Consider the following 12,738-nt stretch of genomic DNA (forward strand, 5'->3'; position numbering starts at 1 on the left):
CAGGCCAGCTTAGTCTCATGAACGCCCCCTTGTTCAAGGGCGTGATCACCGCCCTGATCACACCACTTCGTGACGGAAACGTGGACGAAGCCGCATTCGCCAAACTGCTCGAGCGTCAGATCGCCGCAGGGGTTCACGGCGTCGTCCCGATGGGCACGACGGGCGAGGGCGCCAGCATGGACCTAGATGAACACAAGCACGTCATCGAACTGTGCGTGCGTCTGACGGCCGGGCGCATCGCCGTCATCGCCGGTACCGGATCGCCTTATACCAAGGAGGCCATCGACCTGACCCGCCACGCCAAGACGGTGGGCGCGGATGGGGCTTTGATCGTGACGCCCTATTACATTCGCCCGTCCCAGGCAGGCATGGCGGCCCATTTCGAAGCGGTGGCCGACGCGGTTCAACTGCCGATTCTGCTTTACAATGTGCCGGGCCGCACGGGGGCCGATTTGTCCAATGAGACAGTGGCGCGGCTGGCGGCCCACGCCAACATCGTCGGCATCAAGGACGCCACGGGCGACATGAGCCGCGTCAGCTGGATGCGCGCAAACATCGATGGCCAGTTCGACCTGATCTCGGGCGACGACCCCAGCTATCTCGGCTACCACGCCCATGGCGGCGTCGGCCTGATCTCGGTGGCGTCCAATGTCGCGCCGGAGGCCATGGTCGCCTTGCACAATGCGATGACCGCCGGAGATTATGCGACAGCACGCGACTGGCAGGACCGACTGATTAGTTTGTGCAAGGCGCTGTTCCTGGACAACTCGCCCGCCCCGACAAAATACGCCCTGGCCAAGCTCGGCTTGTGCAATGAGGAGTCGCGTCTGCCACTGTCGCCGACCTCCGATGCGGTCAAACCTTTCATCGACCGCGCCATGGCGGCGGCGGGCGTCATCTGATGGCCCCCAAGCCGCAATCGAAATCCAAGGTCATCGCCGAAAATCGCCGCGCGCGGTTCGACTATTTCCTGGAAGACAATATCGAGGCCGGGATCCAGCTGCTGGGCACCGAGATCAAGGCGCTGCGCGACGGCCGAGCCAATATCGCCGAAAGCTATGCGGCGGTGGAGGGGCGCGAGATCGTGCTGATCAACGCCGATATCCCGCCGTACAAGCAGGCAAACCGCTTCAACCACGAGCCACGCCGACCGCGTAAGCTGCTGCTGCACAGAAAGCAGATCGACAAGCTTATGGGGGCGGTCCAGCGCGACGGTCAGACCATCATTCCGCTGAAGCTCTACCTGAACGATGCAGGCAAGGCGAAGCTGGAGATCGCTCTGGCCAAGGGCAAGAAGCTGCACGACAAGCGCGAGGCTTCGGCCGAACGCGACTGGCAGCGCGACAAGGCCCGCCTGATGCGCGACAAGGGCTGAGGCTCAGGCCTCGATCAGGGTTCGGGCGCGCGCGAAGATTTCCCCGAACATCTGCGGCGTCAGGCGACCGGTGTTCGTGTTCAGCCGGGAGCAGTGATAGCTGTTCAGAATCACGTAGCCGCCGGCTTCGCCCTGCGCCCCATGACCCGCCGGCATCGCTGACGCTGGCCGTCCGAACGCTTTCAGGATGTTGCGGCGTGAAACGTCGCCCAAGGTCACGATCACTCTCAGATTCGGCAGCAGTTTGAGCCGGTCGATCAGGAAGGGACGGCAGGTCGTCTCCTCGATCGGCAGAGGCTTGTTCCCGGGCGGGGCGCACCGGACCGCATTGGTGATCATGCAGTCCGTCAGCGTCAGGTCATCGTCGCCGTTAGGATCGTAACGGCCCTGTGCAAAGCCGGCCTTCTTCAGGGTGTCGTACAACAGCCAGCCGGCGTGATCGCCGGTGAAGGGACGTCCCGTCCGGTTGGCGCCGGTACGGCCGGGCGCAAGGCCGGCGATCAGCAGGCGCGCGTTCGGATCGCCGAACGAGGCGGCCGGCCCGTTCCACCAGTCTGGATTCTGACGCGCGTTCTCCTGACGATAGGCGACCAGGCGAGGGCATAGGGGGCAGTCGCGGGGCGGTTCGGGCGTCAAGGTCATTGGGCGGCCTTCGGGCGGCCGAAGTCGGCCATCAGATCGTTCAGGTCCAGGAAGGCGTCGGCCTGACGACGCAGTTCGTCGGCGATATGCGGCGGCTGGGTCTTCTGGGTCGAGATGACCGTGACCCGCACGCCCCTGGCCTGGATCGCCTGGACCACTCGCCGGAAGTCGCCATCGCCCGAGAACAGCACCGCATGGTCGATGTGCGGCGCCAGCTCCAGCATGTCCACCGCGATCTCGATATCCATATTGCCCTTGATCCGGCTGTGGCCGCTATTGTCCGTGAACCGCTTCACCGGCTTGGTGACGACCGAAAAGCCGTTGTAGTCGAGCCAGTCGACCAGCGGCTTCACCGGCGAGAATTCTTCGCCCTCGACCACGGCCGTATAGTAATACGCGCGGGTCAGGATGGACCTCTCGCGGAACCAGTCGAGCATCCGCCGGAAGTCCATGTCGTGCTGCAGGGCGCGGGCGGCGGAGTAGAGGTTCGAGCCGTCGATGAAGATCGCCAGCCGGTCGGTGGGATGAAACATGGTCGAAGCCGTCGAAAGAGATGAAAAATCGGATCGCTCGGTCGCCGTCGGAATCGATGACGGGTTCGACCTGAATGATGCAGTCATCGTGGCCCTGGGCTGCAATGACAAGGGGGCATGGTCTTCCTGCACCGAAGCGCTGGAGGCGGCGCTCGCACGTTTTCGCAGCGAAGGGATTGATGTCGTCGCACGCTCATCGTGGTGGTCTTCCCAGGCCTGGCCCGATCCGCATGATCCAGCCTTCCTGAATGGCGTGGTCATCGTCCGCACCGACCATGATCCGCATATGCTGATGGAGACGCTCGGCCGGATCGAGGATGCGTTCGGCCGCGAGCGGTCGGTGCGCAATGCGCCGCGGACACTGGATCTGGACCTGATCGCCTACGGACGATTGAGCGGTGACCTGCAGGGGTTGATCCTGCCCCATCCCCGCGCGGCCGAGCGCCGGTTCGTCATGGGCCCTATCGCCGAGATCGCGCCGAGCTGGGTGCACCCTACCAAGCGCGCGAGCGCCGAAAATCTAGGCCAAGCCGCGTCGGTCGGTCGCGATGCGCACCCATTGAAGTAGGCAACTGTTCGTGAGCTGATCCGGCTGACACCGGGAGACATGTCATGCTCAGCCTCGCCTTCGCCGCCGTGCTTTTGTCAACGTCAGTTCAGGAATTGCATCCTGCACCAGCTTCACCGCCGATGGGCGTGGGTCTGGTGATTCATGAGGCGGACACGATGGTGCGCCAGCCGCCACCGCACAACGGCATGGGGATGAGTACGGCCTATCGAATTTCGGGCATGGCACCGAACCGATCGATGGAGTTCAGAAAGCGCATCATGCATCCAGGATCGTCTATCGGGCTGCACGTCATCGCGCACGACGAGGTCTATCATGTCGTCAGCGGGGAAGGAGATGTCACCACGGACGGCGTGACGACCCGGATGAAGGCCGGCGACACAGCCTATCTTTACGATGGCGGCAATGTCGGCATTCAGCAGATGGGCGAGGACGATCTGGTGCTGATCATCGCCTACCCGTTGGCGCGTCGGACCGACTGACGCCCAACTTCCGCCCCTGTGGCGTTGCAAAAACCCGTCCTCATCTGTATTTGACGCGGTTCTCCCCCGCGTTCGAGGAATTCCATGGCCCGCGTTACCGTCGAAGACTGCATCGAGAAGGTTCCGAACCGCTTTGGTCTGGTGCTGATGGCTGGCCACCGCGCCCGCAGCATCGCCAACGGCGCCGCCCTGACGATCGACCGCGACAACGACAAGAACCCTGTCGTCGCCTTGCGCGAAATCGCCGACGACACCGTCGTGCCGGACGAACTGCGCGAAACCATCATCACCACGCTGCAACGCGTCGATGAGCGGACGGAAGCCGAGGACGAGGCGGAAACGGTCGCCCTGCTGGCCTCGCCGCAGCACATGAACATGGCCGAGGCGGAGTTGATCCGCGCCCTGCAAAGCGACCGCGACGGCGGTCAGGAGGAGCGGTACTGACGCCCGAGGGAGCCCCTGGCGTCACTATCCTGCCGGCGCGGACCGAGACGGTTCCGCCGGCGCCCCAAGCTGCAAACAAAAACGAGCCTCAGACGGCGCTCGTCGATCCGGCGCCGCAGCCTAAGCGCGCGCCAATCCTGCGTCAGTTTGAGCTGATCGAGGCCGTTAAGGCCTATGATCCTACCGCCGACGAAGCGCTTCTTAACCGCGCCTACGTCTATGCGATGAAAATGCACGGTTCGCAGTTGCGAGCCTCGGGCGATCCCTATTTCGCCCACCCGATCCAGGTCGCGGGGATCCTTACCGACTATAAGCTCGACACCGCCACCATCGTCACCGCCCTGTTGCATGACGTGGTCGAGGACACGTCGGCGACGCGCGACGACATCGCCGGCATGTTCGGCGAAGAGGTCGCTGTCTTGGTCGAGGGCGTGACCAAGCTGTCGCGGCTGGAGCTTCAGGCCGAACACACGCGCCAGGCCGAGAACCTGCGCAAGTTCATCCTGGCGATCAGTCGGGACGTGCGGGTGCTGCTGGTCAAGCTGGCTGACCGTTTACACAATATGCGCACTCTCCAGTTCGTGAAGCCGGAGAAGCGCGAGCGGATCAGCCGCGAAACGCTGGAAGTCTATGCGCCCCTGGGACGGTCCATCGGCATCCACTCGATCGCGTCCGAGCTGGAAGAACTGGCCTTCACCCATCTGAACCCAACGGCCAAGACCGCCATCGAGCGGCGGCTGGAGGCGTTGAAGCTGGAGCATGGTCGCGCCATCGACGGGGTGGCGAGCGAGGTCGAGCGGGTCCTGTCCGAAGCGGGTCTGAAGGCCAATGTCTATGGCCGACAGAAGACGCCCTATTCGATCTGGCGCAAACTTCAGCGCAAGTCGGTCGGTTTTTCGTCTTTGTCCGACATCTACGGCTTCCGCGTGATCGTCGAGGCGGAGGACGACTGCTATCGGGCGCTGGGCGTGATCCACCGCGAATGGCCGATGGTGCCCGAGCGGTTCAAGGATTTCATCTCGACGCCCAAGTCTAATAACTATCGCTCGCTGCACACGACCGTCGTCGGCCCCCGGGGGCTGCGGATCGAGATGCAGATCCGCACCGAGGACATGGACCGGATCGCCGAGGACGGGGTCGCCGCCCACTGGCGCTACAAGAACCATTCCTACGGCTTTGACCGCGAGGCGATGGAACAGGGCGGCGGGCGTGACCCGCTCCAGAACCTGCGCCACCTGGTTCAGGTGATCGAGCATGGCGAGGGCGGCGAGGACTGGGTCGAGCACGCCAAGCTGGAAATGTATCTGGACCAGGTCTTCGTCTTCACGCCGAAGGGCCAACTGGTCACCCTGCCACGCGGGGGAATGCCGCTGGATTTCGCCTATGCCGTCCACACCGAGGTCGGCGACACCGCCGTCGGGGTCAAGGTCAATGGCGAGTTGAAGCCCATGCGCACGCCGCTCCAGAACGGCGACGTGGTCGAGATCATTCGGGGCTCCAAGCGCGAAGTGCCCGCCGACTGGCGCAGTCTGACGGTCACGGGCCGCGCGCGCTCCGCCATTCGCCGCCATATCCGCACCTCCGAGCGCGAGGAATTCATCAAGCTGGGTCGCGTCGCGCTGGATCAAACCCTGGGCCGGGTCGACAAGACCCTGACCGACGTGTCGTTGAAGCCGGTTCTGGAACTGCTGGCGGTCGCGAGCGACGACGATCTGTTCGAAGGCCTGGGACGCGGACGGTTGTCGCCGACGACGGCGGCCGAAATCCTGTTCCCCGCGCTGAAGGGGCGGTTGAAGGCTGGGCCCGAGAAGCAGCGCATCGAGGGCGAGAAGGCGCGGCTGTTCGTGCGCGGCGGGGGGCTGACGCCGGGCGTGTCGGTTCATTTCGGCCAATGCTGCACGCCCGTTCCGGGCGACCGGATCGTCGGCATTCTGGAGCCCGAATCCGGCCTGACCGTCCACACCATTGATTGCCAGACCCTGGCCGCCTTCGCCGATGACGACTCGGTCTGGCATGACCTGCAATGGACGCCTCAGGCCGAGACGGACGCGGTCGCCGCCGCCCGTATTCGCGCGACGATCCGAAATGCGCCAGGCGTGCTGGGTCAGGTCACGACCCTGATCGGCGAGGCCGGCGGCAACATCATCAACCTGTCGATGGCGCATCGTCAGCAGGACTTCTTCGACGTGGACGTGGACGTCGAGGTCGAAGACGCCAAGCATGCGACCATGATCATCGCGGCGCTGAGGGCCAATCCGTCGGTCGACTCCGTCGAGCGCGCGCGGGGCGAATGAGTGACCCGGTAAAACCGAACGCGGCGCAGATGGCCTCGCCGTCCTATCGCATGGCGGCGATGGATCAGGACTTCCTGCTGGGCGATTCGATGCGTGGCGTGCGGTTCCTGATGGAATACGCCAAGCCTGAGGAGGCGTTGAGGGCCTGGGGCGTGCGCTCGACCATCGTCGTCTTCGGCAGCGCGCGCATCCGCGAAGGGCACCGTTGGTATGAAGAGGCCCGCGCCTTTGGTCGACTGGCGTCCGAGCGCGGCGGAGCGCTGCGCGGTCGAGTTGGCGAACCCCGCGACAATGTCATCGCCACCGGCGGCGGCCCGGGCATCATGGAAGCCGCCAACCGCGGGGCCGTCGACGCGGGCGCGCCGTCCGTCGGTTTCAACATCACCCTGCCGCATGAGCAGGAGCCGAACGCCTATTCGACGCCGGAGCTGACGTTCCGCTTCCACTATTTCGCGATGCGGAAGATGCATCTGGCGATGCGCGCCAATGCGTTGGTGGTGTTTCCCGGCGGCTTCGGCACCTTTGACGAAATGTTCGAAATGCTGACCCTGCGCCAGACGAAGAAGGCGCCGCCGGTTCCGGTCGTTCTGGTGGACAAGGCCTACTGGACCTCTGTCATCGGTTTCGACGCCTTGGTCGAGCACGGAATGATCGCGCCGTCGGATTTGGACCTGATCGGTTTCGCCGAGGACGCGGAGGGCGTCTGGGCTGAACTGCTCTCGCGCGGGCTTCGGCCGAACGAAAACATCGAATGAAGCGTCGCCGCAGGGTTCATCCGCGCGCGATCCGGGTCTAGAACCCTGTCATGAACACTGAAGACGTCCTCAACGAGTTTCGCGACGCCGGCGCCCTGCGCGAAGGCCATTTCGTCCTGTCGTCGGGTCTGCACAGCCCGGTCTTCCTGCAGAAGAATCTGGTCTTCATGGACGGCGCGCGCTGCGAGCGGCTGTGCAAGGCGCTGGCGGACAAGATCACGGCCACGGTCGGCCCCGTCGATGTCGCCATTTCGCCGGCCGTGGGCGGCATCATCCCGGGTTATGAGACAGCCAAACATCTGAAGGTCCGTTCGATGTATGTCGAGCGCGAAGGCGGGGCGTTCAAACTGCGTCGCGGCTTCTCGGTCGAGCCGGGTGAAAACGTGGTCATGGTCGAGGACATCGTCACGACCGGGCTGTCGTCGCGCGAATGCATCGCCGCCATCCAAGCCGCCGGGGGCGAGGTGATCGCCGCCGCCTGTATCGTCGATCGCTCGGGCGGCAAGGCGGATGTGGGAGTACCGCTGATCGCCCTGGCGTCGCTGGACGTGCCCGCTTACCCAGCCGACGCTCTTCCGCCTGAACTGGCCGCCCTTCCGGTGGAAGATCCCGGCAGCCGCAGATTGTCGAAGTAGAGCCATGCGCGAACGGGTCAGGCTGGGCGTCAACATCGACCACGTCGCCACGGTGCGAAACGCACGCGGCGGCACACACCCCGATCCTGCGCGCGCGGCCGAGGCGGCGTTGGCGGCCGGGGCCGACGGAATCACCGCCCACCTGCGCGAAGATCGCCGCCACATCACCGACGCCGATATCGACGTGCTGAGCGCCCTGTGTGCGCGAGCGGGCAAGCCTTTGAATTTCGAGATGGCGGTGACCACCGAGATGCTAGCCATCGCCCTGCGTCACAAGCCGCATGCCGCCTGTCTGGTGCCCGAGAGGCGCGAGGAGGTCACGACCGAGGGCGGTCTGGCGGTGGCTGGCCACGAGGCGCGCATCGCGCCCGTGGTCAAGACGCTGGCGGACGTCGGCATCCGGGTCTCCCTGTTCATCGAACCGTCCGAAGCGCAGGTCGAGGCCGCCGCCGCCGTCGGCGCCCAGGTGGTCGAGTTCCACACCGGTCGCTACTGCCACCTGACTGATCCGGCAGAGCGGGAAGTCGAGTTCGAACGCCTCACCGCGGCCGCCGCCCAGGCCGATGTCCTGGGGCTGGAAGTCCACGCGGGCCACGGGCTGGATTACGACACGGCTCCGCGAATGCTGGCGATTCCGGAAATCCGCGAGCTGAACATCGGTCATTTCCTGATCGGCGACTCGATCTTCATCGGCCTGGACGGGGCGATCCGCCGGATGCGAGCGGCGATGGATGCGGCCAAATGATCATCGGCGTCGGCGCAGATTTATCTGACATCCGACGCATCCAGGCGTCGCTGGATCGGTTCGGCGATCGCTTCAAGACCCGCTGCTTCACCGAGTTGGAACGCACCCGCTCGGATCGGAAACCGGACCCGGCCTGGAGCTACGCCAAACGGTTCGCCGCCAAGGAGGCCTGCGCCAAGGCCCTGGGCACCGGGATGCGCGCCGATGTCTATTGGCGCGACATGGGGGTGGTGAACCTGCGTTCGGGTCAGCCGACGATGGCGTTGACCGGCCATGCGGCTGAGCATCTGGCGCGTCTGACGCCAGCCGGACACGAGGCGAAAATCCACCTGACGCTGAGCGACGAACATCCCTATGCGCTCGCCTTCGTCGTGATCGAAGCCTTGCCGCAGTCGTAATCAGGTTATAGGCGTGCGCGATGACCGCGCGGACGCGGCGAGGATGCCTGATCGCATGAGCGAAGACCAAAAGCCCGACGACGCCAATCGCGACGCCACCCCCGAAGAACGATTTGCGGCCTCGGAGGCGGACGCTCCGGTCAAGTCGGTGCAGGAGCCGACGACGGCGAACCAGAAGGTCTACGCCAAGACGCCCAAGGGCGGCGACAAGGCAACCTCGGCGGCCAGTGAGACCGGCGAAATCTTCAAGACCATCGTCTTCGCCCTGGTGATCGCGATGGTGCTGCGCATCTTCCTGTTCCAGCCCTTCACCATCCCTTCGGCCTCGATGGAGCCGAACCTGTACGAAGGCGACTATATCGTCGTCTCCAAGTGGTCGTACGGCTTCTCCAAACACTCGATCCCGTTCAGCCCGCCGCTGTTCGACGGGCGGATCATGGGCTCGGCGCCCAAGCGCGGCGACATCGTCGTGTTCAAACTGCCGCGTGACAACAAGACCGACTTCATCAAGCGCGTGATCGGCCTGCCCGGCGACCGCATCCAGATGATCGCCAACAAGCTGTATATCAACGACAAGCCGGTGCAGGACGTCGTGGTCAGCGAGCAGGAGATCAACGACATCTTCGGCCCGCGCCCGGTGACGGAGGTCCGCGAGACCCTGCCGGAAGGCAAGAGCTTCATGACCCAAGACTTCGGTCCTGGAAACGATCTGGACGACACCCCCGTCTATGAGGTCCCGGCTGGACATTACTTCATGATGGGCGACAACCGCGACAACTCGATCGACAGCCGAGTCGAACAGTCCAGCGGCGTGGGCATGGTCCCGGCCGAGAACTTGGTCGGCAAGGCGCAAATCATCCTGTTCTCTTGGAAGCCCGGATCGTCGCTGTGGAACCCCGTCAGCTGGTTCAACGTGCGGCTGAACCGGTTCTTCAACGTCCTCCATTGATGGCTAATCTGAGAGCCGAAGCGGTCGCGGCGCTGGAGACGCGCCTGGGACACAGGTTCAAGGACAAGGCCTTGCTGGAGCGCGCCCTGACACACGCCAGCGTGGGCGAGGGCGCGCCGGTCGGCATCCACGGTCCACGCGACAACGAGCGGCTGGAGTTCCTGGGCGACCGGGTGCTGGGTCTGCTGGTCGCCGAGCGCCTGTCGGCTCAGTTTCCGACGGCGGATGAAGGCCAACTCTCGTCCAGCTTGCACGCCCTGGTCGACAAGGGCGCATGCGCCCGCGTGGGCGAAGCCCTGGGCGTTGGGCCTGCGCTGCGGCTATCGCCCGGCGAAACCAAGACCGGCGGGCGCCGCAAGGCCGGCGTCATCGCCGATGCGGTCGAGGCCATATTGGCGGCCGTCTATCTGGACGGCGGGCTGGATGCCGCCAAGGCCGTATTCGAACGGGCCTGGTCCGACGAACTGTCGGCGCCGCCGTCCCGCACCGTGACCAATCCGAAATCGGCGCTTCAGGAATGGGCGCAGGGGCAGGGCAGACCGCTGCCGACCTATCGCGTCGCCGATCGGACGGGTTCGGATCATGCGCCCACATTCACCGTCGAAGTGTCCGTGCAGGACGTGCAGCCCTTGACCGCGCAAGGGCGTTCGCGTCAGGAGGCGGAGAAGGCGGCCGCAACGGCTCTCCTCAAACGTGAAGGCGTCATTTGACCGATATCGAAAACCAGCGCGCAGGCTTTGCCGCCATCATCGGCGCACCCAACGCCGGCAAGTCCACGCTGGTGAACCGGCTGACCGGCTCCAAGGTGTCGATCGTCACGCAAAAGGTGCAGACGACGCGCTTCCCCGTGCGCGGCATCGCCATGGAAGGCGACGCCCAGATCGTGCTGGTGGACACGCCCGGCATCTTCACGCCACGTCGTCGCCTGGACCGGGCCATGGTCGCTTCAGCCTGGGGCGGCGCTGAAGATGCGGACATCGTCGTTCACCTGATCGACGCCCAGTCGCACATCAACGCCGAAGGCCGCGAGGGCACGGCGGCCGATCGTCGCTCGGCCGAGGACACCGAGACCATTATCGTCAACCTGCAGGCCACCGGGACCAAGGTCGTTCTGGCGCTGAACAAGATCGACGGTATGCGCCGCGACACCCTGCTGGCGCTATCGCAGAAGCTGTTCGAAAGCGGCGTCTATTCCGAGGTGTATATGATCTCGGCGGCCAATGGCGACGGCGTCGAGGATCTGAAGCAGCGTCTGGCCCTTTCCATGCCGAAGGGGCCGTGGCTGTATCCCGAGGATCAGGCGGCCGACGTGCCGGTTCGGGTTCTTGCAGCGGAGATCACGCGCGAGAAGGTCTACCTGCGCGTCCATGAGGAGCTGCCCTATTCGGCGGCGGTGGAGACCACCAGTTTCGAGGATCGCGCCGACGGCTCGGCTCGGATCGAGCAGACCATCTATGTCGAGCGCGAGAGCCAGCGGCCCATCGTCCTGGGTAAGGGTGGCCAGACCTTGAAATGGATCGGACAGAAGGCGCGCGAGGAGCTCAACGAAATCCTCGGCCGTCAGGTGCATCTGTTCCTGACCGTCAAGGTCGATCCGAAATGGCAGGACAGCCGCGCCCTCTATGCCCAGTTCGGTCTGGATTTCGACGTCTGAGTTCCTGTGTTTGATGTGCCGCGTACCGCCGGGGGGCATCCCCGGCTCGTTCTGGGCGTCCTCGGGGCGCTGATCCTTGGCGGCGCGGTCTGGGGCGGCATCGCCACGGCCGTGGCGCCCAAGACCGATGTGGAACTGGCGACCCAGCGCGCCGATGCGCCGCCACGACCTCCCCTGGTCGTGGTTCAGGACCTGCCGCAGCTGGCGGCGCGCCTGGATCGCGAAGCCGCTTCAGGCCGCTTCATGGGCGCGGTTCTGGTGGCCAAGGGCGACAAGGTCCTGTTCCGCCAGGTCTATGGCAAGGCGAACTACGAGCAAAATCGGCCGCTTGCGCTGGGCTCGCGCTTCCGCCTGGCCTCGATCTCCAAACAGTTCACGGCGACGGCGATCCTGAAGCTTCAGGACGAGGGCAAGCTGAATGTCTCCGATCCGGTCTGCAAATGGATCCAGCCCTGTCCGCAGGCCTGGGCGCCCATCCGCATCAGCCATCTTCTGTCGCATACTTCGGGCATTCCCGACCTGATGGCGCGGCCCGGTTGGGGCATGCGCCGCACGACGCCGGCGACGCTGGACGACCTGACCGAGGATTCGAAACGGTTCGGTCTTCAGTTTGAGCCGGGAGCCAAGGTTCAGTACGACAACGCCGGTTTCAATCTGGCCGCCGCCATCGTCGAAAAGGCCAGCGGCAAGCCCTTTCAGACCTATATGCGCGAGACCTTCTTCAAGCCTCTCGGCATGAAGGATAGCGGGCTTGATCTCGATGGCGGCGATCACCGCGTCATCATGGGCTACGCCAACTTCCCCGGCGGTCTGGCGGCCCAGCCGAACGCCAACACCTCTATCGTGGCGGGCGCCGGCGCGGTCTATTCGACGCTGGACGATCTGCTGGTCTGGCAAAGGGCGCTGCACCGCGGCGGCCTGCTGACCCCCGCCAGCTATCAACAGATGCTGGCCGATCACGCGCCGGCCGACACAAAACCGAACGAACGCAGCCATCCGCGTCGGGACTGGGGTTTTGGCATCTTCGCCAACCGTCTTGGCGATCAGGTGCGGCCCAGCTTCCAGGACCGCCAGATCTACCACACCGGCAGCTGGGGCGGATTCCGCAACCTGATGCTCTATCAGCCGGACGCCGACGTGACGGTGATCGTCCTGTCCAACAACTATCACCTGCGTGACCAGGTCTTCTTGATCAGCCAGCAGGCGATGGCCGAGGCCTTGGGCCACGAGTTTCCGACCACGCTGGCGCGCTGATGCGTCCGAC

16 protein-coding genes are annotated in these 12,738 nt (G+C 64.8%); 14 read left to right on the forward strand and 2 right to left on the reverse strand.

Annotated elements, in window-relative coordinates; genetic code table 11:
• The first annotated feature begins 17 nt into the window (after positions 1-17).
• Both dapA and smpB read left to right on the forward strand, forming a co-directional pair.
• Positions 18-902, forward strand: coding sequence for a 4-hydroxy-tetrahydrodipicolinate synthase (dapA, locus tag ASF81_RS14380; protein WP_055809899.1), 885 nt, complete (start codon positions 18-20; stop codon positions 900-902).
• Positions 902-1,375, forward strand: coding sequence for an SsrA-binding protein SmpB (smpB, locus tag ASF81_RS14385; protein WP_055809902.1), 474 nt, complete (start codon positions 902-904; stop codon positions 1,373-1,375). The genes dapA and smpB overlap by 1 nt, the downstream gene beginning before the upstream one ends.
• A gap of 3 nt (positions 1,376-1,378) precedes the next feature.
• Here the strand turns inward: smpB and ASF81_RS14390 are convergent, their stop codons facing one another.
• Both ASF81_RS14390 and ASF81_RS14395 read right to left on the reverse strand, forming a co-directional pair.
• Positions 1,379-2,017, reverse strand: a complete 639-nt coding sequence (locus tag ASF81_RS14390) for a uracil-DNA glycosylase (protein WP_055809905.1) — start codon at positions 2,015-2,017, stop codon at positions 1,379-1,381.
• Positions 2,014-2,550 carry an NYN domain-containing protein gene (locus ASF81_RS14395; protein WP_017504890.1) on the reverse strand — a complete coding sequence of 179 codons (537 nt, stop codon included), beginning with the start codon at positions 2,548-2,550 and terminating at the stop codon, positions 2,014-2,016. The genes ASF81_RS14390 and ASF81_RS14395 overlap by 4 nt, the downstream gene beginning before the upstream one ends.
• Between ASF81_RS14395 and folK the strand changes: the two genes are divergently transcribed.
• The 12 genes from folK to ASF81_RS14455 all read left to right on the forward strand — a co-directional run bounded on the left by folK (position 2,549) and on the right by ASF81_RS14455 (position 12,728).
• Positions 2,549-3,118 (forward strand): 2-amino-4-hydroxy-6-hydroxymethyldihydropteridine diphosphokinase, encoded by a 570-nt coding sequence (gene folK, locus ASF81_RS14400; RefSeq protein WP_055809908.1) that lies wholly within the window; start codon positions 2,549-2,551, stop codon positions 3,116-3,118. The genes ASF81_RS14395 and folK overlap by 2 nt on opposite strands.
• A 44-nt stretch (positions 3,119-3,162) precedes the next feature.
• Positions 3,163-3,600, forward strand: coding sequence for a cupin domain-containing protein (locus ASF81_RS14405; RefSeq protein WP_055809912.1), 438 nt, complete (start codon positions 3,163-3,165; stop codon positions 3,598-3,600).
• Positions 3,601-3,684: 84 nt separating this feature from the next.
• Positions 3,685-4,044, forward strand: coding sequence for a DNA-directed RNA polymerase subunit omega (gene rpoZ / locus ASF81_RS14410; protein ID WP_017504892.1), 360 nt, complete (start codon positions 3,685-3,687; stop codon positions 4,042-4,044).
• Between the two features lie 134 nt (positions 4,045-4,178).
• Positions 4,179-6,338 (forward strand): bifunctional (p)ppGpp synthetase/guanosine-3',5'-bis(diphosphate) 3'-pyrophosphohydrolase, encoded by a 2,160-nt coding sequence (locus tag ASF81_RS14415; RefSeq protein WP_082503589.1) that lies wholly within the window; start codon positions 4,179-4,181, stop codon positions 6,336-6,338.
• Positions 6,335-7,093: a TIGR00730 family Rossman fold protein gene (locus ASF81_RS14420; protein ID WP_055809917.1), complete on the forward strand. Its 759-nt coding sequence runs from the start codon at positions 6,335-6,337 to the stop codon at positions 7,091-7,093. Before ASF81_RS14415 ends, ASF81_RS14420 begins: the two co-directional genes overlap by 4 nt.
• A gap of 50 nt (positions 7,094-7,143) precedes the next feature.
• Entirely contained in the window at positions 7,144-7,728 is a 585-nt protein-coding gene (pyrE, locus tag ASF81_RS14425; protein WP_055809922.1) for an orotate phosphoribosyltransferase, read from the forward strand.
• A 4-nt stretch (positions 7,729-7,732) separates the two neighbouring features.
• Positions 7,733-8,473, forward strand: coding sequence for a pyridoxine 5'-phosphate synthase (locus tag ASF81_RS14430; RefSeq protein ID WP_055809924.1), 741 nt, complete (start codon positions 7,733-7,735; stop codon positions 8,471-8,473).
• Positions 8,470-8,871 (forward strand): holo-ACP synthase, encoded by a 402-nt coding sequence (gene acpS, locus ASF81_RS14435; protein WP_055809927.1) that lies wholly within the window; start codon positions 8,470-8,472, stop codon positions 8,869-8,871. Before ASF81_RS14430 ends, acpS begins: the two co-directional genes overlap by 4 nt.
• Before the next feature lie 55 nt (positions 8,872-8,926).
• Complete coding sequence (gene lepB / locus ASF81_RS14440) at positions 8,927-9,820, forward strand: signal peptidase I (protein ID WP_055809931.1); 894 nt, start codon at positions 8,927-8,929, stop codon at positions 9,818-9,820.
• A complete protein-coding gene (rnc, locus tag ASF81_RS14445) occupies positions 9,820-10,530 on the forward strand; it encodes a ribonuclease III (RefSeq protein WP_055809934.1) in 711 nt (236 codons plus the stop codon). The genes lepB and rnc overlap by 1 nt, the downstream gene beginning before the upstream one ends.
• On the forward strand, positions 10,527-11,474 hold the full coding sequence (gene era, locus ASF81_RS14450; protein ID WP_055809937.1) for a GTPase Era: 948 nt from the start codon (positions 10,527-10,529) through the stop codon (positions 11,472-11,474). The genes rnc and era overlap by 4 nt, the downstream gene beginning before the upstream one ends.
• A gap of 15 nt (positions 11,475-11,489) precedes the next feature.
• Positions 11,490-12,728 carry a serine hydrolase gene (locus ASF81_RS14455; protein ID WP_235559388.1) on the forward strand — a complete coding sequence of 413 codons (1,239 nt, stop codon included), beginning with the start codon at positions 11,490-11,492 and terminating at the stop codon, positions 12,726-12,728.
• Positions 12,729-12,738 lie beyond the last annotated feature (10 nt).

The sequence above is a fragment of the Brevundimonas sp. Leaf168 genome (assembly GCF_001423685.1).
GTDB lineage: Bacteria > Pseudomonadota > Alphaproteobacteria > Caulobacterales > Caulobacteraceae > Brevundimonas > Brevundimonas vesicularis_C.